Raw genomic sequence first — 25,198 nt, forward strand, 5'->3', positions numbered from 1 at the left:
TTGTCCCAAACAGCTCAATACCCCTCCGCACCGGTCAAGTCTGATTGCAATACCCCGACAGCGCGTGGTGCAGGTGCGAGAGCGCTTCATCCATGCCATCGACGGCACTGGCCAATTCGTCGCGGGCCTGACGTTCACAAACGCTTTCCAATACCTCGCAGCAAACCATCAGTGCATGGGCCTTGACCATCTTTGCCCCGCCCTTGGTGCGATGGGCCAGGTCATGCAGGCCGGCAAAGTCTGCCTTGCGTTGCAGGTTCACCAGCTGCCCATGGTCTGCCTCGAGGCTGTCGAGCAAGGGCGCCAGCAGCTCCTTCACCGCGTCGATATCCCCGCCGGTCAGTTTCTCAAGGTGGCTCAAGTCAAAGCCTGCCGCCAGCTCATCCGTGGTGCCGGGCGCCACCGAAGGTGTGGCCGTGCGCCGCGCCAGGGCCGCATGCAAATCCTCAAGCCCGGTGGGTTTGAACAGGCAGCCATCCATGCCCGCCTGCCGGCAGCGCTCGGCTTCCTCGGGCTGGGCGTTGGCGGTAAACCCCAGCAACAGGCACGGCGCCAGGCCACGCTCGCCCTCAAGGGTGCGGATATCCCGCGCCAACTCATAACCGTCCTTGAACGGCATATTGCAGTCGGTAATCACCCCGTCAAAATGCCCGGACAGCCACAACTCAAGCCCCTCGACACCATCTTCGGCGGTGGTGATCCGGTGTCCCAGGAAGCTCAGTTGCCGGGCCAGCAGCAGCCGGTTGGCCGGGTAGTCATCCACCACCAGAATGTTCAGCGCGTGGGCCGGCGGAGTTTCCACGGCAACCGGTACGGGCGGCATCAGCGTGCTGTCGGCGACTGCCAGCTCCAGGGTGACATCCACCCGAGTGCCCTGCCCCAGCAGGCTGCTCAATTGCAATTGCCCCCCCATCATCTCGCACAGGTTGCGGCTGATGACCAGGCCCAGGCCCGAACCGCTGCGCGCCGATTGCGCAGTGTTGCTGCCCTGGATAAACGGGTTGAACAGGCGCTTCTGGTCTTCGACACTGATGCCGATGCCGGTGTCTTCCACCCACAGCCTGAGGTTCAAGTAGCCGCTGGCAATCGCCGACGAGCCGGACGCGCCAAGCCGCACCCGGCCGTGAGGGGTGAACTTGATCGCGTTGCTCAAAAGGTTCGACACCACTTGCTTGAAGCGCATCGGGTCCACCAGCACGTACCGATCAATCAGCGGGTCGAGCTCCACCTGCAGTACCAGGCCCCTGGCCCGCGCCAGCCCCTCGAAAACCCGCGCCACCGACGCCAGCAACTCGTGCAGGTTGGAAGGCTCGAGGGTCAGGGACAGGTGGCCCGATTCTATACGCGCGATATCGAGGATATCGCCGATCAATTCCAGCATGCCCCGTGACGCATCGGCGGCCACCTCCAGCGCATCGCGGTCGGCCCGGTTTTGCTCGGCGGCTTTCAGGGCCAGTTCGATCATGCCGATCACGGCGTTCATGGGCGTGCGGATTTCATGGCTCATGGTCGCGAGAAACGTGGTCTTGGCGCGGTTGGCCGCGTCGGCATCCTCCTTGGCCTCCTGCAACTGGCCGAGCAGTTGCTGCCTTTCGCTGACATCAACCCAGCCGGCGATCATGCCCACCACCTGCTCATTACCGTCGCGGTACGGCAGCATCCAGTGGTAGATGGTCAGGACCGCACCGCCCGGCACCTTGAGCACGCGGTCCTGGATCTGTGGCTCGCCCCGCTCCATCAAGCGCAGGTAATCCTGATGAAAAGACTCGGCCTGGGGGCGATTGCCGGTGTCGGTCTCGACCACGGTTTTACCGGTCACGTCCTCCAGCTTGAAACCGAACACATCAAGGTAAGCGCTATTGCATGCCATCAGCCGGCCCAGGCGATCACGCACATAAATCGGATGGGGCGTGCCGTCGATCAGCACGCCCATAAAGCGCATCTGATCACTCAGCGCCCGTTCGGCCTCGACGCGCTTGCGTATCAGCTGACGCAGATAAATCGCCCAGCCGAGGGTGATCAGCAATAGCAGCGCCGCCAGGCTGAAACCTTGAATAATCGCATTGCGGTGCCGCGCCCAGTAGCTGTCTTCAACCAATACCTCGCTACGCCAGTGGCCAGCCAATTCGTCCATTTCCTGGGGCGTAATACTCAGCAGCGCCTTGTCGAGGATCGAATACAACTCCAGTTGGCTGCGGTTGACGCCAAAGGCTATACGGGCCGGCTCGGACCCGACCGTGCTGGTGATCCGCAACCGGTCACGGTACTCGCGGGCAATCATGTAGCGGGCGCTGATCAAGGTATTGACGGCGGCATCGGCACCGCCATCGGCCACCAGCTCCATGCCGTGCTCGGGGTTCTCGACGTCCACGAACTTGATGCTCGGATAGTCCTGGGCGATGCCCTCCCGCAGGCTATTGCTGCCAATCAGCGCCAGGCGCTTGCCGGCCATGTCTTCCAGGGTAAGGGGGCTGCCGGCATCAATGCGACTGACCAACACAAACGGATTGGTCAGGTAAGGCCGGGTAATGCGTACCTTGTCCGTGCGCTCGACGCTGGGGGTGACCACCGCGATCATGTCTGCACCACCGGTGTTGACCCTGTCGATTTGCCGGAGCATCGAGGTGCCGGGAATGAAGTCAAACTTCAATCCCGTGCGCAAGCTGATGCGGGCCAGCACCTCGGCGCTCAACCCTTCGAACGCGCCCTGCTTGTCGATAAATGAAACCGGCAGAAACTTGTCGAGTACAGCGACCTTGATCCTCGGGTTCTTGTCCAGCCAACGCTGTTCACTGGCACTCAAGCGCAGCCGGTCCGCCCCCAGGAACCCCAGGTTGCCGGCACTCCAGCGCCGAAGGATTTCCATCTGCTCGCTGACCGGGATCACCGCCAGTGCCGCATTGATGATCGACAGCAAGCGCGCGTTGTCCCGGGAAAATGCAAACGCGAAGGGATTGACCTCAAGTGACGAGAAATCGGCCATGCGGACGTTGTTCAGGTGGTTCCTGTTGATCAGGTAGTTGGTGCTGATTGCATCGCCGAGGTAAACATCTGCATGGCCGAACGCAACCGCTCCGATGGCCTCGAAGGTTGAAGGGAACAGCTGGATCCGGGCATTGGGGTAAAACGCCTGCACCGCGTCAGGCTGCATGTAGTGATAAAACATCGCCACACGTTTATCGGCCAGGTCGCTGCTCAGGCCCTGGCTGTCACCCGTGCGGGTGACCAGGGTCGGTTGATCCATGGCATAGGAGCGCGAGAGTACCAGCTGCGGGTCTGCTGCCTCGTAGCCGTTGGCAGATCCCACAAAATCCACCTCGCCACGCTTGAGCGCGGTGATGACTTCATCGCGATTGTCGTAGCGGCGCACTTCTATCGTGATGTTCAGCGCATCGGCGATCAGCGACGCGTAATCCGCCGTAATCCCCTCGAGTTCATCGCTGGTGCTCAACTCGAATGGTGCGTAGTCGGGCCCAGAGATCCCCATCAACAACCGGCGCCGTTCGCGCAGCCAGCTCCACTGCGTTTCATGCAGCCGTACGGCGGGCGTTTCAATGACGGAATGCCCCAACAGATACAGGGTGCGCGGCTCGCCAAGCGCCAGGCCTTGTGTGCAGAGCGCGCCCAGCAGCACACTTGCGCTGAGCCACAAGACCCGAAAGTTGATCATTTCAGATCAGATGATTGCGCTGGGCGAACTTGGACAAATGCACCACCGACGACATCCGCAGCTTCTCCTTCAGTCGGGTTTTATAAGTGCTGATGGTCTTGTGGCTGAGCAACATGTCCTCGGCAATTTCCTTGTTACCCAACCCCAGCGCCAGCTTCTGCAGTACGGTCAGCTCGCGGTCGGAAAGCTCTGCCACCAGGTCCTGCTCGGTGGATTGCAAATCGTCGCGGCGCACCGAGCTGGTGGGCAGGCTCGGAAAGCAGCTGTAGTTGGACATTACGGCCTTGATCGCTTTTTGCAGCTCATCCAGCTCGCCGGTCTTGGCGACAAACCCCATCGCGCCTGCACGCATGCAGCGGGTGGAAAAAAACACCGCCAGGTAGGACGTCAGCACCAGGATCTTGCACGGCAGGCCCAGCGCCTTGATCCGGCTGATCACCTCCAGGCCACCCAGCTTCGGCATCGCCAGGTCGAGGATGATCAGTTCGGGGCGTTCCTCCCGGGCAATCTGCATGGCATCGGCGCCGTTGCCGGCCTCGAAGATCGTGTCGAAGCCTTCCTGCTTCAGCAGATAGCGGACGGTTGCGCGGATAAATGGATGGTCATCCACGATTAAAGCTTTGCTCATAAGGCTCCCCTGGGAGGATTCAGTACCGTTACACATCACACGGGACCTATCTACCTGTGAGAAATGACAGTTCCGACGAACGGAACTGAACAGTCCTACAAGCAGCAGTCGGGTCCCTCCATTTGAACAGCGCATAACCCTAGGTAGGCGGCACCTGCGTGCCTGGCTAGTCGCAAGCGCGCAACCTTACCAATGGAACGGCGTAACAACTGAAGGGATAGTCCCAGCTGTATGTAGGACTTTTCCTCACCATAAGCATAGTAAAGAGCCGGTCCCGGGGGCGCCAAGGCGGCCTAGTCGGTGGTACTCGGACTCCAGAACGCTTGCACCACGAGGGCTGAAGTGGAAATACGGGCCACCAGCGCATCCAGTTCGTCACCGTCTACCGAGGTCACGGCCAGCGTCGCCTCGATTTCCACCTCTTCAGGACCAAAGGGACGTACGTCCACATCACTGGCCGGGTAGTTGCAGCGAGCAAGTTCGGCTTCGAGCAACGCCAATACCGCCTTCTGCTGGGTACGCCGGGCCACCACATACAGAATGTTGGTCACCTCGGCCGACACCACGTCCAGTGGCTGGCGGTTGATGTTATTGACGATCGGGCGCAGCAGCGTGTTGGCCGCCAGCACAAACAGCGTACCGAGCAGCGCTTCGAGGATCAGGTCGGCACCGGCACAGGCACCCACCGCCGCCGACGCCCAGAGCGTGGCCGCAGTATTCAGGCCGCGCACGTTGCCTTCTTCACGCATGATCACACCGGCACCGAGAAAACCGATGCCCGAGACCACATAGGCCACGACCCGCACCGCCCCTTCGGCGCCGCCCAGGCGGTTGGCCATGTCGACGAAAATCGCCGCTCCCACCGCCACCAGCACGTTGGTGCGCAGCCCCGCCGTGCGCTGGCGGTACTGACGCTCAAACCCGATCAGGCCACCGAGAATGAAGGCCGCGGTGAGGCTGACCAGCGTGTCGATCAGCGAGTTGAGGTTGATGTTGTTGATTGCTTGCATAGGCGTCTTCCCTATTCATTACCAGCCAAACTTACGCGAGGAAACCTTCGGCCAGGTACGACCATCCTGGGCCGTGATTGAGTCACGGGCACGACAGGACAGGCCCGCCCGTCGCAAACGACAGGCGCGTCCGCAGTACCGCGATGCAAGGCATCACGTACTGTTAAGCGTCGATGAGAGGGGAATTCGGAATCGGGCCAGGACTGGCCGCCATCGAAATGCCGCTTCTCGCTTCTGGGCGAGACAACGGCATCGGAAAAATGCGCGTTATCTTGCCAAGTATGTGCCGGTTATCGAGACCGGCCGACGACTGTCACTCGAACAAGTACCCACTGAGGGTCTCCGCTATTGATGAAAACGCGCGAAGCTTACGCTCCGAATTAATGAGAGTAAACCGTAGGAAAATTTACCCGATGGGTTTGGGCAGGTTCTTCAGGGAGGGTTCAGGTACGCACCACTGCGCAGCTCTCCCCTCCGTAGCAGCTGTCGAGCCCAAGCGAGGCTGCGTCGGCCACACTGCGATCATCAAGCCAGACACTCCAACCAGTCGCGCCGAACGCAGCCTCTCCCAGGCTCGACAGCTGCTACGCAGAAGACGGTCGATCACGCTCCACCAGCGCCAAATACTCATTGATCGCCCCACCCGCCAACGCCTTCACCTGAATGGAAACCCGATTCACCTGCCGCCCCATCTCGATGCCATCCCGAGTCCGCACCTGAACATACCCAAGCCGGGGCCAGAACCGCTCAGCCTTGACGTTCCCCACCACCACCGTCAACCGCAACCAGCGTGCGCCCAGGCTCACTACCCAATCCTGGAAATCGGCATGCAACTGCCGCGCAAAACCGCTGCCATGCAACGGCGTGGCCACCAACAGCAACCCGATATGCCAAACCCCGACCGCCAACAGATCTGACGCCACATTCACCACCGCAACCAACTGCCCTTCGGCATTGCGGTAGCCAATCCAATACATCCGCGTGTAGCTCCAGGTACCAGGCAGTTGAAGAGTCAACTCATCTCGCGCCTCCGTGGGTGAGGCTGGCTCACCGTTGACCGCGAGAAAATATTCCGGGGCTGCTTCGAAAAAGCGCTGCAACTCGGCTTCATCCTCAAGGGTCAGCTCAACCACCCGAATGCCCGCTATCGAACTGCGCGGCAACTCCCCTGCTTCAACAACATCCATGTTCACCGCCCCTCAATCATCCCGCGTCAGTACTTCCAGCAACTCAATCTCAAACCGCAAATTACTGTTGGGCGTGATATGCGCCCCCATCGAGCGCTCGCCGTAGGCCAGGTGCGCCGGCACGAACAACGTGCGAATGCCGCCAACTTTCATGCCCATCAGCCCCTGGTCCCAGCCCTTGATGACGCGACCGGTGCCGATCACGCACTGAAACGGCTTGCCGCGTTCCCATGAGGAGTCGAACACCGTGCCGTCTTCCAGAGTGCCGGTGTATTGCGTGGTGATCAGGGCGCCTTTGACCACGGTTTTGCCGTCGCCGAGGCGGATGTCGGTGATTTCCAGTTCGGTGCTCATTTTTTCTCGTTTTGTGTAATGCGCGGATCGCGCCAAATGGGCGTTTTCCCAGAGTCAAACGCATTTGGCAAGCCCACATACCTCGTTTTCTCCAATAGCCTGCCAGTTCGAATGCACCAACCTACAAAAAATCACGAAAACGTACGTAAAAAAAATACAAACCACCTATTTATCTTCTTCGATACAACGAGCAGCCTAACTATCCAGAAACATAGAACATCAAGGATGACTTGTATGACCATAGGATCAGACTTCAACTACCCGGCTGATATTGCTGCCCGCGCTTCCAGAGAAAAGAGATCTACCAGAAATAAATGGCGGGGCCGTTTTCCTGGCCCACCAGACTTATGCTTCGATTATCGAGCCTTAGTGGAGCAAAAAGGCGGAATTGCAAAGACGCCTCATTTGGACCACAAAATATGTATCATCGGGGCAGGCATCACAGGCCTTACTGCAGCAAGAGAACTGTATCGCTGCGGCTTTAAAGACATATCCCTGATCGAGAAATCCAAAAGAATCGGAGGCAGACACCTTACCGTTCTTGGTGGACAGCGCTCCAACAATACAGGACGACCGCCCTTTGAAATGGGCGCGATGCGTATGCCCTTTTTTAATCGATCTGATGAAAACCCCACTGAAGGCCGATCCATGATGGCCTATTACACCAAAGCGTTTGATCTTGTTCATTCAAACTTCCCAAATCCGGGAAGCCCGTGGGTCACATCAACCGGGATCTACTTACGCGAAGGGAGTATAGATAATAGTAGTCAGCCCACCATGCTGATCTGGAAAAACAAAGATGGTATAACGCCTCCACCTGGCGAGACCCTGAGTGCAGTGTCTGCAAAATGGCAAAACTTTGCGAACCGTATGACTCAGAAAGTTGCGGAATTATACGGAAGCGAGCAATGGGAATTATTTTGGGCCAGAGTAGTTGAAAAGTACGAAAGTATCTCGTTTAGGGATTTAGTGAAAATGCCGGTTATTGAGTCTTGGCACAAGGAACGCCCCGGTGACTTCGGTGGCATGGGCATGACGACGCAAGAGTCGGCTGTGTTCTATGCAATTGGAATAGGCGATGGCAGTTGGGGAGCATTTTATGACATTTGCTCGCTTTATCCCCTGCGGACTGCGATTTTTGGTTTCAGCAGTCACCTCCAGCTAATTCATGGCCGGGTCAAACTGGATGGCGAGGCAGTCGACTCGCCGCACCTGAGAAGTCCGGCCGTTTTTGACTCTCGGGGACTAGAGTTTAATAAGCCCAGCTACAAAGGTCTCGGGGCCTTGGCAGAATGTCTGCTCTTTATGAGTACTCCTGAAATAAGCGACTCCGTGTATGACCTCAGCCTCAAGAAGACGGATGGATTACTGACTGACTCTCCAGTAAAAAAACTGGAAAAGCTGAGAAATGGGAAAACGCGCGTTTATTATCATTGGAATGCTAGTAACCCCAAAAAAACTGAAGTCTGCCATGCCGACTTCGACTCGGTCATCATCACGCTCCCCTCCTGGATAATCGAAACACAAATACTGCTTGAGGGTTTCGATGAAGAGATGCTCCCTTACGACACGATAAATGCCTATAAAACTGCTCACTGGGAAACCAGCTGCAAAGTGTACGCCCCGTTAAAAAAAACCTTCCTGTCCAAAAACACGAAGATCCCGCAAGCCATCGTTACCGACAGTTTCATACATGATGTATATACCTATCGCTATAACGAGCATCACACCTACGACTGCATACTCTTGAGCTACACCTGGGAAGATGACGCAACAAAATTATCTTCACTAAGTGACAAAGAGTTAATAACCAAGTGCATAGAAGAGCTGGATAGAATCCTGGTTAAATCCACTAACATCCAAGAAAAAATCTCTCCATACATCGGCCACGAGCAGGCCATCGTGCAACGCTGGATGAATGACCAAAACTCATTGGGATGCGCAAAACTGTACAGACCAGGGACCTACTATGAGGCTGTCAGCTTAATGAAATACAATAAGGACTACTCATTCAAGTCTGGACTTTACCTCTGCGGCGAATCTTTTTCAGTAGATGCCGGATGGACAGAGCCTTGTTTCAGGGGCGCAATAGATACCGTCATAAATATCTGCAATAGAACTGGCGCCCTCTTCAATGGAGGATTCTCAATGCAAGACTATCCAGAATACAAAACAGAGTATTCACCTCCAGCAAAATAAACACACCATGCAAAAGCCTTGGCAGAAGCAAACTACATTGCTATCGGACGCGTCCGACTTTCATTTAAACATCAGGTCGCCTCTTATAAACATCCAGCCACTTCTGGCTGAATAAAAATAAGAGGTCACCCGCAATGAGCGATCCAACAAGTCCTGTTCGCATAGCTGTCGTACAGTTTGATCCCCAGGTCGGAATGGAAAACCGGGAGCGCAACCTGCGTCATAGCCTTGAGCTGGCGACGGAAGCAGTGAGCGGCGGTGCCAATCTGATCGTGCTGCCAGAGCTCTCTAACTGTGGCTATTTCTTCTCCAGCCGTCAGGACGCGTTTGATCATGCCGAGGCCATTCCGGGTGGGCCAAGTGTGCAGGCCTGGACAGATTTTGCCTGTAAACATCAGGTGTACCTGGTGGCAGGCCTCAGCGAAATTTCCGCTATGCAGCTGTTCAATACGGCTGTATTGCTGGGGCCGGATGGCTTTATTGGCAAGTACCGCAAGGCCCATCTGTGGAACCTGGAGAAGCTCTGGTTCACTCCCGGCGATACAGGATTCCCCGTTTTCGAAACACCCATAGGCCGTATTGGCCTGTTGATCTGCTGGGACATTTGGTTTCCCGAGGTGCCACGCATCCTCAGCCAGCAAGGCGCCGATATTATTTGCAGCCTCAACAACTGGGTGTGGACCCCGCCGCCGTTGTTCGACGACGCGGGGAAGTGCATGGCGTCGTATCTCACGATGACCGCCGCCCACGTCAATAACGTGTTTATCGCTGCCGCCAGTCGTATCGGCGAGGAGCGCGATGCGCGTTACCTGGGATGTTCGCTGATTGCCGGTACCAATGGATGGCCCATCGGTACGGTGGCGTCGGCGAATCGGCAGGAGATCCTTTTCGCCGATGTCGATCTCACCAGTGCCCGCAGCGCGCCTATCTGGAACAGTCTTAACGACTTGCAGCGGGACCGGCGTGCTGATCTTTACGACCAGATGCTCGGGTACACCCAGCACCCTGCCCTGCCACGCTGATCGGAGGGTGCATCATGGAAAGCCTCTTTGAAAAGCCGCGTGCAGGGCGCTCCCGGGCCGATAACACCGTCATAGTTCTGGGTCTTGCCATTGCTTTGCTGATCCTATGGATAGCCCTTATTTACCCTTGGCCGGGATATGCCGATATGGTGACCAGCCTTCCACATCCCAGTGCGTGGCTGCGCTGGGTGTTGGGGGATATCAGCGAGGTCGCGTTCTACAAACACGAACTGGCGTCACTGGGCCTGCTGGGCGGTGCGTATCTGGCGTGGTGGGCCAGCCGCACGGGCAAGTCCTGGCAGGGCTTTGCTATCTCGTACGGCACAGGGCTGTGGCCGTGGCTGATAACCAGCTCCTTACTCGGCTTGCTGCTAAGCAACGCGTTATGGGGCTGGACGGTGACCGCTGACACTTGGCAACCGACGTTTGCAGCGTTTGTTTCACTGCCGGCGGCAATGGTGCTGATGTTCGGAGGTGGCTGGAAAGTGACGCTCAACGGCGCCGTACTGGGAGGTTTACTGGTCACGCCGATGTGTTTGTTGATCGTTAATTACGTCTGCATACCGCTGGGCTTGCCGGTGGTGATCGGAAATGTGCTTGGGATGGCGGTTGGCAGTGTGATTGCCTTTGTATTGTGCCGTCACGTGCCGGTCCTGGTACGAAGCGATTACACAGCGCCGCAAAGGCCCGCCCCGCTGAAGCCACCGACTTATGGTGTGGTGTGGAGCGTGCGGAGGGTATTGGCTGACTTTTCCGAAGCGCCGTTCTTCGGCAATGAGCTGGCCAGCCTTGGCTTGCTGGCGGGTGTGTTACTGGCTTACGCGCTGAACCCGATGAGCCCGGCCTATGGATCCGGCCTGATACTGCACCTGATCGGCGCGCAAGCGCTGACATCAGCGCTGGGCGTGGTGATCTGGCGACATCAGTGGATAAAACGAGGCTGGTATCCCACGTATGTCCCGCTGGTATCGGTAGTCCCGGCAGCCGTATTGACCCATGGCGGCAGCTGGATGGTGATGGGGTCCAGTGCGTTGCTCGGCGCGCTGATGGCGCCGCCACTGGCCTGCGCGATTGCAGGACGGTTACCACCGCACTTTCATCCTTATATCGGCAACGTAATCTCAATGGCGCTGAGCACGTTGGCGGTAGTGCCATTGGTGGGATGGTTAGCCGTTTAGCTCCGCTCTCCTACGCCGGGCAAAGGACTGCCCGAGCACTTAAAGCCAATGCCAGAACCGGCTCCAGAACCCACGCCCCAGATCATTCTTGCAGCCCGCATATTGCGCCGCATACATCTGCGAACGCGCCTGCACCTTCCCCGCCACCGGCATCAGCCAGGCTTTGCTCGCGTAGGTACGCTGCCGGTAACCGCCCCAGCCTTCGTGGTAATTCAGGTACTGGCCGTAGGCATCGTATTTGTATACGCCGTTAATGGTGTAGGTCTTGTCCATGTACCAGCCGACAAAGTCGATGGCGTCGTCAAAGTCCTGCCGGCTGGCGCCGTAGCGTCCGGTGCTTTTCTGGTAGTCGCTCCACACTTCGTCCTTGGCCTGGGCGTAGCCGGAGGCCGTAGACACACGACCCCAGGGGATGATCCACAGCAGGTACTTGCGTGGGGTCTTGGCGTCCTGCCGGAAGCCCGATTCCTGATACATGATCGCGAACGGCACCTGGATCGGCACGCCCCAGCGCGCCTGGGTCACCTTGGCGGCATCGTACCAATCGTCTTTTTCGCGGAAGATGCCGCAGATGTCGTTGGGGGTGCGGGGTGGCGAGGTGCCGCATCCCGCCAATAAGGCGGTGAGCAGCAACAGCCCTGCGGTTTTTCCTGCGTTCAAAAGCTCACCGTCTCGTCGTGAGAATAAAAGGCGGGCAGTTTACTCGTTCGCCGGGGTTCCTGCAGAGGTGAAAGCAACACGAATCCTGTGGCGAGGGAGCTTGCTCCCGCTGGAGCGCGAAGCGCTCCCGGACCGGTTGACGCGGTATGCCTGAGGCACTGTGATCATCGGTTTTGGGGCGGCTGCGCAGCCCAGCGGGAGCAAGCTCCCTCACCACATTTTGGTGGGTGGCTCAGGCAGTGACGACCGCCGTCAGTTCCAGTTCCAGCAGGCCGTTGCTGGGTAATCCCGCCACGCCCACCGCCGAACGCGCATGCCGGCCGTGCTCGCCAAACAGCTCAATCAACAGTTGCGAGGCGCCGTCGACAACCTTGGAGAAGCCCTGGAAACCTTCCCCGCCAAACACAAACCCGCGAACGAACAGGATGCGCTCGACGTTCTCCAGCCCTACCGCCTGGTCCAGCACGCTCAAGGCCCGCAGCACACAGGTCTGCCCTGCTTCGTTGACCAACTCCGGAGAGGTCTGGTCCGTCACTGGCCCGGTAATCACGCTGTCACCCTGCCGACAAACCTGCCCGCTGACATACGCCACGCCTCCATGAATCGTCACCGGCACGTAGTCCCCCTTGGGGCTAGGCGCTTCGGGTAACTCCAGCCCGAGGGCTTGCAGTTTTTCGCGCACGCTCATGCCGGTTCCTCGACAAATTCCACATGCCCACCCAGCCAGCAACCTTGCACCTGCCCCGCTTCATCCCGGCGAAACCGCAGGGAGATTTGCGAAGGTCGGCCCATGGCCCGGCCCTGGCGGATGTGCACCGGGCGATCATCTGCCGTCACCAGGCCATTCTCCAACAAGCCAAACGCCAACGCGGCAGCCGCGATGCCGGTGGCGGCGTCTTCCGGGTAACCCGAGGACTTGGGAAACTGCCGCGCATCAAACTGTCGCCCTTCCAGATCCGATGGCGCATAGGGGTACAAACCGGTGGAGCCGATGCGCTCGCACAGTTGCTGCATCCGCCGGTAATCCGGTTTCAGGCTATCCAGTACCGCCACGCTTTTCAGCGCGATCAGGGTTTTCACCCGGCTGGTGCAAGCGTTCTGGATCGGCAGCGGTGCCAGTTCGTTGGAAGTGATGCCGAGCACCGACAGAATCTCGGCCTCGACTTCGGCATCGTTCAACGCCTCGACCTGGCCCTTGGGCTGGCTGATTTCCACCTGGATATCCGGGGTGCCCGCAGCGGTGATCCGCGCATTCACCGGACCGCTCAGGGTCGATAACGTCAGGCGGTCCTTGTGCAGCATGCCCAAGCGATCCAGCAGCCACACCGCTCCCACGGTGGCGTGGCCGCACATTTCCATCTCGTGGTTGGGCACCCAGAAGCGCAAGGCAAAATCGAACTCGCTGCCAACCGGTGCGGCGAACACAAAGCCGCACTCATGGCCATAGTCGCGGGCGACCTGCTGCATGTCGGCATCGCTCATGCCATCGGCGACGGCCACGGTTGGCGCGGGGTTGCCGCCACGGGCGGTGGCGGGAAAAACATTGACCAGGTGAACCTCGGGCGTCATTTCGCCTCTCCCTGAAGGGTGGAAACAGTCGGCGCCACGGCGTCGACGATGGAGTTGGTGTAGACCTGCTGCGGGTCGAGTTCGACCGGGTCGCTCTCCACAGCGTTCATGAAGCGGATGTTTTTCTCAACGCCGTCTTTCTCGATGCGCGGCGTGGCCGGGTAGGACGGTAGCGAAGCGGTCCAGGCAGCATTGAAGATGGCGGCGTCGGTGTGGGCGAAATACGGGCGCACCGACTCGCGAGCCTTGTCCGGGTCGCTGGCAATCAGGTGTTCGGCACGCCACAGGGCGCGGACCATTTTTTCGGCCGTGACCTTGTTGCTGGCCAGCCAGTCTTCACGGGCAATCATCGCAGTGAAGAGGAAGCCGTCCAGGGGTTTGTATTCGCCCTTGGCCAGGTCCATCAACACAAAGCCGCCTTGCTTCTCGGCGGTGGTGATGGTGGGCGGCGACAGCGAGAAGCCGTTGATGCTGCCTTGGGAAAACGCCGCGAGCATGTTTGGCGCGCCGCCGATGGGCATGATGGTGAAGTCTTTGTCCGGGTTGAGCCCCGCATCCTTGGCCAGGTAGCGCACCAGCATGTCGGTGGTGCTGCCAGGGCCGGTGACGCCGATCTTCAAGCCCTTGAGGGCCTGGGCACGGGCGGCCAGGGATGAGGTGGCCGACACGCCGGCCTTTTGCGCCGAGGCACCGTCGATCACCACGGTGCTGCCGAACTGGGTCTGCACGGCGGCGAACGCCTGGACATTCTGGCCTTTGGTGCGGGCGCGCACCGCGACGGCGGGCAGGCCGACGTAAGCATCCGCATCACGCCCCAGCACGGCGGTGAGTGCTGCCGAGCCGCCTTTCTGGAATACGATGACGTCCACATTCAGGCCTTCATCGGCGAAGTAGCCTTGCTTCTGCGCGACGTAGATCGGCACATAGAGGAAGCCTTCGCTGGGGAACGCCAGGGTGACTTTGGTCAGGTCCCGGGCCTGCGCGGCGGGCAGGCATGAGGCGAGTAAAACGCTGGCGATGAACAGTGGTTTGAACATGATCAAGCTCCGCAAAAATAAGGGGTTAAACCGCAACTTCACGTTCCGCTTCGTTGGCCTTCCACGGCATCAACTTGCGTTCTGCCAGCTTCACCGCCGTGTTCAGGATCAGCGCGAGGGCGATGATGCCCACCAGTGCGGCAAATACACCGGCGGTATCGAACTGCGAGGCTGCATCTGAGAGCAGGTAGCCCAGGCCCCGGTTGGCGGCGATGATCTCGCCCACCAGCGCGCCGATCAGCGCATAGGGCACCGACAGGCGCAGGCCGGTGAATACCCAGGTGAAAGCGGACGGGATGACCACCATGGTCAACAGGTCGCGCTCCTTGGCGCCCATCAGGCGCAGGATGGTCAGTTGCTCGCGGGACACGTTGCGCACGCCGCTGTAGGTGTTGAGGAACACCAGGAAGAACACCACGGCCGCGGTCAGGATGACTTTCATCGGCAAGCCGATGCCGAACCAGAGGATGAACAGTGGCGCCAGCGCGACTTTCGGCAAGCTGTAGAAGGCGGTCAGGAACGGGTCGAGAATATCCGCCAGCAGCTTGGCGCGGCCCAGCACCAAACCGGCGATCAAGCCTGCGAGGGAGCCGAAGAAGAAGCCCAGCACGGCTTCCAGGGTGGTGATGCCGGCGTGGTAGAAGAACACCCCGTTCATGAGGATTTTCCACAGGCTTTGCGCCACCGCCGAAGGCCGGCTGATGAAAAATTCCACGCCGAACCAGCGGGACACACACTCCCAGAACACCAGCAGGAAAATCAGGAACAGCAAGCGATAGACCTGGATCATACGACCTCCAGCGAGTGAGCCAATGAGGCGGGATCGGCAGCACCGGCGACGTCGGGCGCCAAGCGTTTCCAGAGGGCGGCGCAGAGTTCCACGTAGCGTGGGTCGGAGCGCAATTGCACCAGGTTGCGTTCACCGCCCAGGGGAATATCGAGCACATGATCGATGGTGCCCGGGCGACCGGCGAACACCACGCAGCGGTCCGCCAGCGCGATGGCTTCATCGACATCGTGGGTGACGAACAGCACGGTCTTGTTGAGCTTGCGGCACAGGCGCAAGAGTTCGGTCTGCAGGGTCAGGCGCATCTGCGCATCAAGGGCGCCGAAGGGTTCGTCCATCAGCAGGGTTTCCGGGTCGCTGGCCATCAAGCGCGCCATGGCCGCGCGTTTGCGCATGCCGCCGGAAAGCTGGTTGGGGTAGCTTTCGCCAAAACCGGTGAGGCCCACCAGCGCCATCAGCTCCTCGACGCGACTGTCGATCCGGGCCTTGGGCATGCGGCGGATTTGCAGCGGCACGGCGATGTTGCCGGCCACGGTGCGCCACGGCAGCAAGTGGTCGGCCTGGGTCATGTAGCCGACACGGGTGTTGACGCCCTTGACCTCGGCGCCGTCGTAATGCACCTGGCCCTCCGTGGGGCCGAAGAGCCCTGCGGTCATGTTGAGCAAGGTGGACTTGCCGCACCCCGAAGGTCCGACCAGGGTGATGATTTCGCCCCGCTGAACTTCAAGCGATACGTTGCGCACGGCCACAAACTGGCGGCCTTCGACTTTGAAGCTTTTTTGCACCCCTGCGAAGCTGATAAAGGGTTTTGCACTCACCGCCCCTCCTCGTCCGGTAGGCCGGACTTGTTTGTTGTTGACGGGGTGAGGATGAACGGATGACGGATTTGCGGCGCACGGGATCGGGCCGGATCATGCGCGGGATCGGGACATCAAAAACGTTGAGGCGGTATCAGCCGCGGCGCCACTCATCCGGCGATACGCCCAGCACCCGGCGAAACACATGGGCCAGGTGTGACGGTGACTCATAGCCGACGTTATTGGCGATCTCCAGCACCGACATGCGGGTGTGCCGCAACAACGTCTGCGCGCGCTCCAGGCGCAGGCGCTGGACGTACGCCAGCACCGTCTCGCCGGTGTGCAGCGCGAACAGCCGGGTCAGATGGCGGCGCGACATGTGAAACGTCTCGGCGATTTCATCCAGCCCCGGCGCATGTTCGAGGTTGCCTTCCACGTACGCCTTGACGTCACGCACCAGCATGGCGCCGTGGCGCTCGGTAGATGAGCGTTGCAGGCTCGGCTGGCTGAGGGAAATCGCCAGGCATTCGAGCAGCAGCAAGTGATCGGCCTGGGCCACCTGGCGGCGGCGGTCGATGTACAGGTCGGGTTGGCTGAAGGCTTTTTTTGCCAGGAGCAGATGGTGCAACGGCGCGGAGGTTTGCCAGATGCCCAGGGTGGGCACGCGCAGCAAGCGGTTGGCGTCACCGGACAGGTCACGCAAGGCGTAGTGCATGTAGTCGGGGTCGACGTAGAACGCCACGTGGCCCTGGCTGGCGGTGAGTGACGAGGAGGAATGGCTGGATTGCGGCGGCACCAGTACGAACTGGCGGTCGATCACCGAGGTGGTGCGCCCGCTTTCTTCATCCTTGAAACGCAACAGGCCGTGCTCGGGCACCATCAGCATGAATTCGTCGTGGGCATGGGCCCCGGTTTCATAGGCGCCGTTGGAGTTGAAGACGCTGTAGATGTCGCGCATCGCCAGGCACTGCCAGTGGATGTTGGAGTGCTGACACTAGCATGTTTGGTGCCAGCGAAGCATTGTGGCGAGGGAGCTTGCTCCCGCTGGACCGGGCTGGCGCTCCAGTGCGTAGCGCGCCCCTCTTTTTGGGGCCGCTTCGCAGCCCAGCGGGAGCAAGCTCCCTCGCCACATAGATCACCTCAGGTCATGATCAGGCCAACGGTACACGACGGGTGGAAATCGCCAGGCGACCCACACCGAAGCTCAACGCTGCGCCCAGCAGCAACATCAACAAGGTGCTCCACGCAGCACGGGACAGTTGCTTGGCCGCGACTTCACCGGCTTCACGGGCTTTCTGTTCAGCCTGTTGCTTCAGTTCGTCGACCTTCTGCACGGCCTGCTGGTAGGCCTGGGCGTAGTTGTCGACAATCTGGGTGGCCTCAGCCTGGCTCTTGCCGGTACGGGCCGCAACAATGTTGACCAGTGCCTGCTTGTCCGCCGCGTTCAACGCCGGCTCACCGGAAGCCTTGACCCGCTCGAACCACTGCTTCAATTCATCACCAGCCTGGGCTGGGTTGGTCGCGGCATCGTTGGCCGACTGCTTGCCGTCCGCAGCCGCCTGATCGGCTTTTTGCTCAACGTTGGCCGGGTCCAGTTCAGGTTTGCCGCTCTGCTTGAGCAGTGTGTCGAGCTGACCTTGCAGGCTGTTCCAGTCCAGCTTGATGCCCTGCTCATTCAGTTGCTGCTTGACGCTGTCGCTGATACCCGGCGCCACGGCGGCGATCCCGCTGCCGGCAGCCGACAGGCCCTTGCCGACGACATTGCCCGCCGCTCCCACAACGCTGGTGGCCAGCGCGGCCAGCAGCCAGGTGGTGAGCAAGGTGGTGATGGTCCAGCTCAGCACGCCGTGCAGGCCGCCGCGATCCGGCGCGGTGCGCCCGGCCACGAATGCACCGGCACCGATTGCCAGCAGCGTCGAGACAAACAGCCAGATCCCGGCACCGGTGCCGAAACCGCTCAGCGGGTTACCCGCGGCCATCGGGTCTACCGCACTGGCGCCAATCGCGGTGCCGAGTACGCTCAATACCAGATAGGTCACCAGGGCAATTGCACTACCGGCCAATACCGAGCCCCAGGACACACGAAACAGCGAATGGTTGGTTTCATAGACAGTGGTCATGTTAAATCCTTTGAACAGTGGGTAGGTGGCCAGTTTGGCGAGGCACCTGCCCTGCGGTCTCGACACAATTGCACTAGGCGTACTGGTGCATTCGCACCCCGCGCCGGGCACTTTCTCTGCACTATCCTGAGCCTCAGGTGTCGTACTTCCCATGCGACTTACCCCAGGAGAAACCATGAGCCAGGCCGTCCTCGCCAAAGAAACCAACCGCCGCCAACTGCAGCAGATCATCTCCGGCTTGTCCGATGGGGTGATCCTCGCCGAGGCCGACCAGACCATACTCTGGGCCAATGAAGCCGCGCTGCTGATGCATGGCGTGGATAAAGTCGAAGACCTGGGTGCCAACACCAAGGAATACGCCGCGCGCTTTGCCTTGCGGTATCGCAACAACCACCCGTTGGTGCTGGAGAATTATCCTCTGAGCCGGGTGGCAGACGGTGAAGAGTTCAGCGATGTGGTGGTGGAAGTCACCCCCACCGGCGACGAGGAAAAAGTCTGGGTGCATCGCCTGCGCAGCCTGGTGCTCGACGACGCGTCGGGCGAGCCGGAATTGCTGGTGTTGATCCTGAGCGACGCCACCGAATGGGCCAGCGCCGAACAGCGCTTCGAAAAGACCTTCAATGCCAACCCGGCGCCGGCGGTGATTTGCCGCCTGAGCGACCTGCGCTACATCAAGGTCAACCAGGGCTTCCTGGAGATGACCGGCTACAACCGCGACCAGGTGATCGGCCACTCGGTGTATGAACTGGACGTGCTGGAACAGGCCGAAAACAAGGACCTGGCCGTCAAGCGCCTGGGCGAAGGCGCGACCATTCCACAGATGCAAGCCGAACTGAAACTGCCCGAAGGCGGCAGCAAACTGGTGATCGTGGCCGGCCAGCCGCTGGACATGAATGAGGAAGACTGCATGCTGTTTTCCTTCACCGACCTGGAGCCTCGCCGCAAGGCCGAAACCGCCCTGCGTCAGAGCGAGGAACGCTTCGCCAAGTCGTTCCGCCTGACGCCGGTGCCGACCCTGGTGTGCAACGCCGCCAACCGCCAGGTGGTGGATATCAACGAAGCCTTCATGACCATCACCGGCTATACCAGTGAAGAACTGATCGGCAAATCCATCGAAGACATCGACTTTATCGACAGCCCCCAGGCCTGCACGCAACTGTTCACCACCCTGGAAAAAGCCGGCAACCTCGACGGCCTCGACCTGAAGATTCGCAAGAAAGGCAATGAGCTGATCGACTGTGTGCTGTCTGCCGACACCGTCAGTATCCAGGATGTGCCCTGCTACCTGCTGGTGCTGATGAACATCACCGAACGCAAGCGCTCCGAGCTGGAACTGGTGGCCGCGATCGAGGAAGTGATGCAGGACGCCTCATGGTTCAGCCAGACGCTGATTGAAAAACTGGCCAACGCCAAGAGCGTCAACAGCCCCAATGTACCGAACATTTCCTTTACCGACCTGACCGCCCGCGAGCGCGACGTACTGGGGTTGATTTGCGAAGGCCTGGCCGACAAGGAAATCGCTTCGCGCCTGAAACTGGCACCCAACACCGTGCGTAACCATGTGGCCACGGTGTACTCCAAACTGGGGGTGCATAGCCGTAGTGCAGCCATCGTGTGGGCCCGTGAGCGCGGGCTGTTTGCCGGTGAGTTGCGGGTTAAAAAGCCGAAATAGAGTGCAAATGCACTAGTGCGACCGGTGCAAATTCGCCTTATTGCGCGGGGGTGCACTGCTTAACCTTGAAGGGTGGGCACAGGGCTTCGGGTCCTGTGCCGTTGAGATGTCATGCCCTTTAAGGAATCCATCATGAAAAGCGAACAAGTCAAAGGCGCCGTCGAAAAAGTGGCCGGCAAGGCTCAAGGTTTTCTGGGTGATCTGACCGGTGACGAACGTCTCCAGGCCGAAGGTGTAGCTCGCCAGGCCGCTGGCCAGTTGCAGCAAACCTACGGTGACGCGCTGGACACCGTCGGCGATTTCGCCAAGCAAAAACCCCTGGCAACGGTTGCGATCGTCGCCGGTGTCGGCCTGCTGCTGGGCCTGTTGCTGCGTCGTCGCTGAGGAGAACCCTGATGTTTACGCTCTCCCAACTGCGCAACTGCATCGAAGAGGCCCTGTCGCCCCTGACCTGCGAATTCACCCTGTGCCGTGACGCGTCGTTGACGCTCAAGGTCTTCGACGCCGAAAGCGGCCGGGTGGATTTGGTGGTCACCGGGATCAGCGTCAACAAGCTGCAGACCCCGCAGGAAGTGGAAAAGATGGTCGACGAGTTGCGGTACGAATTGCAGAGCAACACCGTCGGTAAACTCAGGCTGGATGACCTGCCGCTGCGCCCTTTGTAGGAGCGGGCTTGCTCGCGAAAAACGCCCAGGCACCGCGTTCATTCAGGCGTGGCGCGTTATCGTTAACGACCTTCGCGAGCAAGCGTGCTCCTACAGTATGTCGCGGGCTTTCAACGACGCCCCGATAAAATAGAACACCCCTCCCCCGACAATGAACGCTGCCAACATGTAGAACATGTAGTGGGCCGGCAGGTTGGCCAGCACCAGCCCGCACAGCACCGGCCCCAGGGCAGCACCGAGGTTGGAGAGGTTTTGCGCCCCGTAGTACATGCCCCGCAGGTTGTCCGGGGCGATGCGGTCGATGAACATGTACTCGGCCGGAAACACCACGATTTCGCCCACGGTGAAAATCGCCATCGCCAGGATCCACCACCACACGTTGCTCGCCAGGGCAAAGCCAATCACCCCCAGCATGAACATGCCCAGGCCGAAGATCAGCCACTGGCTCAGGTAGCGGTGGGAAATGCGCCGGCCAATCGCGTATTGCAGGGCAATCACCAACACCGCGTTGGTGGTGAGTACCGCGCTGATGATGGTGTAGGTGTATTCGGCGGTAGTGGTGGTCACCAGGTACTGCGACAGGTACGCGGTGAACTGGCCGAACACCACGGCACTGAGCAGGCCGCCGACGGTGAAGCACACCAGTCGGTGATCCCGCAGCAATACACGCCCCACCGCGAGGAACGACACCGGCTTTTGCGTGGTGTCTACCGTGGCCAGCGTGCGGTCGCCCCAACGCCAGTACAGCAGGAAAAAACCGAAGCCCAGGACCGCCGACAGGATAAACGGCAAGCTGATATCGAGCTTGGCCACCATCGCGCCAAAAAACGGCCCTACGGCATAGCCGATATTGGTCAGGGTGTACTTGATGGAAAACGCTTCGCTGCGCTCATCTTCCGGCAACAGGCTGGCAAACCCGGACTTGATCGCGATGTCGATCACCGCGTACGCCAGGTTGATCAGGATCAGGCAGCTGTAGAACGACCAGATTTCCCGGGCCAGCACCGTGCCGATAAACCCCAGGGCAAACACCACACTCAAGCTGAGCAATAGCCTGTAGCTGTTGATGCGGTCTACCAGGAAACCGCCGTAGACACTCAGCAGCGAGCCGACGATCAGCGAGCTGCCGATCACCAGGCCGACCTGGCTGATGTCGAGGGCAAAGTGGTTGGTGAGGTAGATCACCAGGTACGGAAAGGTGATGGCTTTGGCCAGGGTGAGGATCAGCGTGGCCGACAACAACAGGTTCACGGTACGCGGGTAATTTCTTATTGTGGCAAGCATCCTGCTCTCATTCCGGTCAAGGTAAAGGGACCATTGCGGCCCGCAGCGGACGTACCTTAACGCAAAACAAGAAGAAAAAAATGCTGGTTTATGCATTTATGCAAAAATCAAATCCAGCGGGATGAAGCGCGATCACCCATCCCGCCGAACGCTTTATTTTTTAACGGGGGTGATGTCGAGAATCGTGCCGTTGGTGGTTTTGAGCAATACGTACTTGTCGTTCACTCGAGCCCACTGGCTGTCTTCTTCCGGCTGCTTCAGGCCACGTTTCTTCCAGTCGGCAATGGCCGACTCCTTACGCATCAGAATGTCTGGCGCACGGTCTCCCGTCTTGAGGTCGCGGGTATTGATATTCGAAGGCTGCACGGTTTTTTGCGGGGTATCTGCGGCCTGGACGGTGAGACTCGCGGCAGAGAGGCTCGCGGCAACCAGCAGGCAGGCAACAAGGGATTTGGACTTCATGGGCACTTCCTTCAATGAATGACGCGTAAAGATTCCGACCGCAGCGGCGTGGAATCATTCAGCGCCGTGATGGAAGCGGCAGATGGATGGGCGGCCAGCGACCGGGCCGGCGATTAATCAGATAAGATTGGTTCCTTTTTCCAGCCGCTCAGGAATTCCAATGACTGGTACCCACGTCATCATCATTTTCGTGACCGTTGTCACCTTGCTCGCGCTCTACGTGTTCGGCACCTACAGGGAACTGGTGGCCCTGCTTGATCGCTGCAAAAAAGCCTTCGGCCAATTCAAGGAGGCCGAACAACAATTGGCGGCGGCGCAAAATGCCTCGTCACCCAGCGCAGAAATCGCCAGCCTGGAAAGCCGTGTCGCGTTCACCCGCCAGCTCTTCCACGACTCGGTCAACAACTACAACACCTACAAGCACAAGTCGCCGACCTCGGTGGTGGCCGAGCTGCTCGGGCATCGTGATGATGTCAGCCTGTCGGGGTTCGAGGCCAAGCGTACGGTCTGACCTGCCGGCGCTTACACAGGTGCACGCTGACGTGTTGGCGTGCCCTGATGAAACACCATCTGCCACTGCCCGCCGCTTTCGCGCCACACCGAACTGCGCAATGACTCCCCCGCCGCATTTGCATCCGTCGCCGCGCGCTGGCAGCGATACGTCACCAACGCCACGCCTTCGGCCAGCACCTTCATTGCAAAGTCACTGATGCTACGGACTGAAAACACCTCATCCTGCAGCCCTTCGATCACCTCGGCCTTGCTGCCCCATACATTGCCACTGGCACCAAATTCGACGAAGTCATCCGCCAGCAGCACCGACAACCGCGCCGCATCTGTACGGGTGGTGCATTGGTGCAGCTCCTGTTCCAGGCGGCGTAAATGCTCTGCCAACTCCATACCCATTGCCCTCGTGAAATTAATCCTGTAATTTTTCATGAAATTTCCTGATAAGAATTTCACGAAGCGCCCATGGACAAGCAAGAAGAACTCGACGCCCTGGCGATCCTGATCCACGACCTGCGCAAGCACAAGAAGCTCACCCTGGCGCAACTGGCGCAAAAGATCGAGCGTTCCGTGGGTTTCCTGTCCCAGGTTGAACGCGGCCTGTCGCGCCCGACCGTGGCCGACCTCACAGCCATCAGCCACGCGCTCGGTGTGCCCACCACCTATTTCTACAGCCTGTCCAAACCCAAGGCGGTGGACTGGGTCACCCGCCCCAACGAACGGCGCACGGTGTATTACGCCAATGGCATCACCGACATCCTGGTGTCGCCGAGCATGCACGGCGCGTTCTCGATCCTCGACAGCCTGCTGGCCCCCGGTGCCAACAGCGGCGAACAAACCATGAGCGACCGTGCCGAACAGGCCGGTTACGTGCTGGAGGGCGAGTTGACGCTGTGGGTCGAGGGCGAGCCGGACTCGGTCACCCTGGGCCCCGGCGACAGCTTCCACCTGGCCAGTTTTGCCCACTGCCGCTACGGCAACCTGACCGACCTGCCAGCCCGCGTGCTGTGGGTCTACAACTAGGAGCAACACCCGTGAAAAGCCATGCTTCCACGCTTTTGGCCGAAGTCCGGACCTTTCGCCAGAACCATCCCGATGTGCGCTACGTCGACCTGATTGCCCTGGACATTCCCGGGCATTTCTACGGCAAGCGCTACCCGGTGGAGATGCTGGAAAAGGTCGCCGCCGGCAGCCCGTTGAAACTGCCGCAGAACGCGGTGCTGCTGGGTGCCCAGGGCGGCCTGTTCAAGATCGGCGACTATTGCTTCCACGACGGCGACCCGGACGCCAACCGCCGCCTGGTGCCCGGCACCCTCAAGCCGGTGAGCTGGGAGGCGCAGCCGCTGGGGCAGATGTTGATTACCTCCGACGGCACCGAAGCGCCCATCGAATTCGAACCCCGGGAAGTACTGGCCAAGGTGCTGGAACGCCTGCAGCGCAAAGGCATTCACCCGGTGGTCGCGTTCGAGCTGGAGTTCTACCTGTTCGACAAAAAGCTCAGCGACGGCCTGCCGCAATTTGCCCGCGACCCGCTGAGTGATGACGCGGACGACCAGCCCAACTTGCACATCGAGCGCCTGTCACGCTTTGCGCCGGTGTTGGACGATATGGTCGAGACGGCCAAGGCCCAGGGCATCGACATCACGGTGATCACCGCCGAACTCGGCCCCGGCCAGTTCGAAATCAATTTCGGCCACCTGGAAGACGGCCTGCGCGCCGCCGACTGGGCCGCCCTGTTCTGCCGCAGCACCCGTGGCGTGGCCCTCAAGCACGGCTATCGCGCCAGCTTCATGGCCAAGCCTTACCTGCAACACCCCGGCAGCGGCATGCATGTGCACGTCAGCCTGTACGATGCGGCAGGCAATAACCTGCTGGCGGCCCACCAGCAGCAACCGTTGCGCCACGCGGTGGCAGGTTGCCTGGAACTGCTGCCGCACTGCATGCCGATCTTCTCGCCCAACCACAACGCCTTCCGCCGCCTTGGTGGCACGGTCAACGCGGCAACCCGCGCGTGCTGGGGCTTTGAAGACCGTGACGCGTGCGTGCGAATTCCTGAATCCGACCCGCGCAACCTGCGCATCGAACATCGCCTGGCGAGTGCCGATGCCAACCCGTATCTGGTATTGGCGGCGATTCTGGTGGGGCTTGAGCATGGTCTTGAAGCAGCGAAGGAGCCCATCGCCCCGCTGAACGAAGACCGCAACAGCGGCGCGGACTTCCCCGTGGAAATGCTGGAGGCGGTGCGCGCCATGCAGCATCAGCCGACGTTGCGCGAAGGCCTAGGCGCGGAGTTTGTCGACGTGTATTGCGAAAACAAACGCCAGGACCACCTGGCATTCCAGCAGGAAATTCATGCGCGGGAATATCGCTGGTATCTCTAGGCACTGATG

General features: G+C 59.8%; 25 protein-coding genes. 9 read left to right on the top strand and 16 right to left on the bottom strand.

The features are described from left to right. Positions 1–34: 34 nt before the first annotated feature. The 5 genes from C0058_RS19495 to C0058_RS19520 form a co-directional block, all read right to left on the bottom strand. Positions 35–3,670: a transporter substrate-binding domain-containing protein gene (locus tag C0058_RS19495; protein ID WP_102369366.1), complete on the bottom strand. Its 3,636-nt coding sequence runs from the start codon at positions 3,668–3,670 to the stop codon at positions 35–37. A 1-nt stretch (position 3,671) separates the two neighbouring features. Continuing rightward, on the bottom strand, positions 3,672–4,298 hold the full coding sequence (locus tag C0058_RS19500) for a response regulator transcription factor (RefSeq protein WP_003211560.1): 627 nt from the start codon (positions 4,296–4,298) through the stop codon (positions 3,672–3,674). A 293-nt stretch (positions 4,299–4,591) separates the two neighbouring features. Further along, positions 4,592–5,308, bottom strand: a complete 717-nt coding sequence (locus C0058_RS19505; RefSeq protein ID WP_003211562.1) for an MgtC/SapB family protein — start codon at positions 5,306–5,308, stop codon at positions 4,592–4,594. 584 nt (positions 5,309–5,892) lie between these two features. Beyond that, positions 5,893–6,495, bottom strand: coding sequence for a GNAT family N-acetyltransferase (locus tag C0058_RS19515; RefSeq protein WP_102369368.1), 603 nt, complete (start codon positions 6,493–6,495; stop codon positions 5,893–5,895). Between the two features lie 12 nt (positions 6,496–6,507). Beyond that, complete coding sequence (locus C0058_RS19520; protein ID WP_003211564.1) at positions 6,508–6,849, bottom strand: FKBP-type peptidyl-prolyl cis-trans isomerase; 342 nt, start codon at positions 6,847–6,849, stop codon at positions 6,508–6,510. Between the two features lie 234 nt (positions 6,850–7,083). Here C0058_RS19520 and C0058_RS19525 point away from each other — a divergent pair, with 234 nt between their 5' ends. The 3 genes from C0058_RS19525 to C0058_RS19535 all read left to right on the top strand — a co-directional run bounded on the left by C0058_RS19525 (position 7,084) and on the right by C0058_RS19535 (position 11,248). Further along, the gene (locus C0058_RS19525; protein WP_102369369.1) at positions 7,084–9,048 is read left to right on the top strand and encodes an FAD-dependent oxidoreductase; all 1,965 of its coding nucleotides are present in this window, start codon (positions 7,084–7,086) and stop codon (positions 9,046–9,048) included. A gap of 134 nt (positions 9,049–9,182) precedes the next feature. Beyond that, positions 9,183–10,070, top strand: a complete 888-nt coding sequence (locus C0058_RS19530; protein WP_032899456.1) for a nitrilase family protein — start codon at positions 9,183–9,185, stop codon at positions 10,068–10,070. A 14-nt stretch (positions 10,071–10,084) separates the two neighbouring features. Then, positions 10,085–11,248 (top strand): hypothetical protein, encoded by a 1,164-nt coding sequence (locus C0058_RS19535; protein WP_032899458.1) that lies wholly within the window; start codon positions 10,085–10,087, stop codon positions 11,246–11,248. A gap of 39 nt (positions 11,249–11,287) precedes the next feature. Here the strand turns inward: C0058_RS19535 and C0058_RS19540 are convergent, their stop codons facing one another. The 8 genes from C0058_RS19540 to C0058_RS19575 all read right to left on the bottom strand — a co-directional run bounded on the left by C0058_RS19540 (position 11,288) and on the right by C0058_RS19575 (position 18,218). Further along, the gene (locus tag C0058_RS19540) at positions 11,288–11,908 is read right to left on the bottom strand and encodes a hypothetical protein (protein ID WP_023658938.1); all 621 of its coding nucleotides are present in this window, start codon (positions 11,906–11,908) and stop codon (positions 11,288–11,290) included. 232 nt (positions 11,909–12,140) lie between these two features. Next, a complete protein-coding gene (locus tag C0058_RS19545) occupies positions 12,141–12,596 on the bottom strand; it encodes a RidA family protein (protein ID WP_102369370.1) in 456 nt (151 codons plus the stop codon). Then, positions 12,593–13,477: a PhzF family phenazine biosynthesis protein gene (locus C0058_RS19550; RefSeq protein ID WP_102369371.1), complete on the bottom strand. Its 885-nt coding sequence runs from the start codon at positions 13,475–13,477 to the stop codon at positions 12,593–12,595. Before C0058_RS19550 ends, C0058_RS19545 begins: the two co-directional genes overlap by 4 nt. Next, positions 13,474–14,514, bottom strand: coding sequence for an ABC transporter substrate-binding protein (locus tag C0058_RS19555; RefSeq protein ID WP_102369372.1), 1,041 nt, complete (start codon positions 14,512–14,514; stop codon positions 13,474–13,476). The genes C0058_RS19550 and C0058_RS19555 overlap by 4 nt, the downstream gene beginning before the upstream one ends. Before the next feature lie 25 nt (positions 14,515–14,539). Then, positions 14,540–15,304 (bottom strand): ABC transporter permease, encoded by a 765-nt coding sequence (locus tag C0058_RS19560; protein WP_008435867.1) that lies wholly within the window; start codon positions 15,302–15,304, stop codon positions 14,540–14,542. Then, positions 15,301–16,119 (bottom strand): ABC transporter ATP-binding protein, encoded by an 819-nt coding sequence (locus C0058_RS19565; protein ID WP_003211576.1) that lies wholly within the window; start codon positions 16,117–16,119, stop codon positions 15,301–15,303. The genes C0058_RS19560 and C0058_RS19565 overlap by 4 nt, the downstream gene beginning before the upstream one ends. A 133-nt stretch (positions 16,120–16,252) precedes the next feature. Continuing rightward, positions 16,253–17,056, bottom strand: a complete 804-nt coding sequence (locus tag C0058_RS19570) for an AraC family transcriptional regulator (protein ID WP_003211578.1) — start codon at positions 17,054–17,056, stop codon at positions 16,253–16,255. Between the two features lie 193 nt (positions 17,057–17,249). Next, positions 17,250–18,218 (bottom strand): hypothetical protein, encoded by a 969-nt coding sequence (locus C0058_RS19575; protein WP_102369373.1) that lies wholly within the window; start codon positions 18,216–18,218, stop codon positions 17,250–17,252. 175 nt (positions 18,219–18,393) lie between these two features. On the opposite strand from C0058_RS19575, the gene C0058_RS19580 reads away from it, so the two are divergent. The 3 genes from C0058_RS19580 (at position 18,394) to C0058_RS19590 (ending at position 20,555) form a co-directional block, all read left to right on the top strand. Beyond that, positions 18,394–19,890 carry a PAS domain S-box protein gene (locus C0058_RS19580; RefSeq protein WP_003211582.1) on the top strand — a complete coding sequence of 499 codons (1,497 nt, stop codon included), beginning with the start codon at positions 18,394–18,396 and terminating at the stop codon, positions 19,888–19,890. Positions 19,891–20,022: 132 nt separating this feature from the next. Continuing rightward, on the top strand, positions 20,023–20,274 hold the full coding sequence (locus C0058_RS19585; RefSeq protein WP_003211583.1) for a CsbD family protein: 252 nt from the start codon (positions 20,023–20,025) through the stop codon (positions 20,272–20,274). A gap of 11 nt (positions 20,275–20,285) precedes the next feature. Beyond that, complete coding sequence (locus tag C0058_RS19590) at positions 20,286–20,555, top strand: DUF1652 domain-containing protein (RefSeq protein ID WP_003211585.1); 270 nt, start codon at positions 20,286–20,288, stop codon at positions 20,553–20,555. Positions 20,556–20,645: 90 nt separating this feature from the next. Here C0058_RS19590 and C0058_RS19600 read toward each other — a convergent pair whose 3' ends face one another. Together C0058_RS19600 and C0058_RS19605 are read right to left on the bottom strand one after the other, a co-directional pair. Beyond that, on the bottom strand, positions 20,646–21,839 hold the full coding sequence (locus C0058_RS19600) for an MFS transporter (protein WP_102369374.1): 1,194 nt from the start codon (positions 21,837–21,839) through the stop codon (positions 20,646–20,648). Positions 21,840–21,992: 153 nt separating this feature from the next. Further along, positions 21,993–22,301 carry an RcnB family protein gene (locus tag C0058_RS19605; RefSeq protein ID WP_003211589.1) on the bottom strand — a complete coding sequence of 103 codons (309 nt, stop codon included), beginning with the start codon at positions 22,299–22,301 and terminating at the stop codon, positions 21,993–21,995. 160 nt (positions 22,302–22,461) lie between these two features. On the opposite strand from C0058_RS19605, the gene C0058_RS19610 reads away from it, so the two are divergent. Then, positions 22,462–22,812: a LemA family protein gene (locus C0058_RS19610; protein WP_003211591.1), complete on the top strand. Its 351-nt coding sequence runs from the start codon at positions 22,462–22,464 to the stop codon at positions 22,810–22,812. Positions 22,813–22,823: 11 nt separating this feature from the next. Here the strand turns inward: C0058_RS19610 and C0058_RS19615 are convergent, their stop codons facing one another. After that, positions 22,824–23,207: a DUF4440 domain-containing protein gene (locus tag C0058_RS19615; protein WP_102369375.1), complete on the bottom strand. Its 384-nt coding sequence runs from the start codon at positions 23,205–23,207 to the stop codon at positions 22,824–22,826. 66 nt (positions 23,208–23,273) lie between these two features. Here C0058_RS19615 and C0058_RS19620 point away from each other — a divergent pair, with 66 nt between their 5' ends. Both C0058_RS19620 and C0058_RS19625 read left to right on the top strand, forming a co-directional pair. Beyond that, on the top strand, positions 23,274–23,831 hold the full coding sequence (locus C0058_RS19620; protein ID WP_003211595.1) for a helix-turn-helix domain-containing protein: 558 nt from the start codon (positions 23,274–23,276) through the stop codon (positions 23,829–23,831). A gap of 11 nt (positions 23,832–23,842) precedes the next feature. Beyond that, the gene (locus C0058_RS19625; protein ID WP_087694088.1) at positions 23,843–25,189 is read left to right on the top strand and encodes a glutamine synthetase family protein; all 1,347 of its coding nucleotides are present in this window, start codon (positions 23,843–23,845) and stop codon (positions 25,187–25,189) included. Positions 25,190–25,198 lie beyond the last annotated feature (9 nt).

The organism is Pseudomonas sp. NC02 (genome assembly GCF_002874965.1).
Lineage (GTDB): Bacteria > Pseudomonadota > Gammaproteobacteria > Pseudomonadales > Pseudomonadaceae > Aquipseudomonas.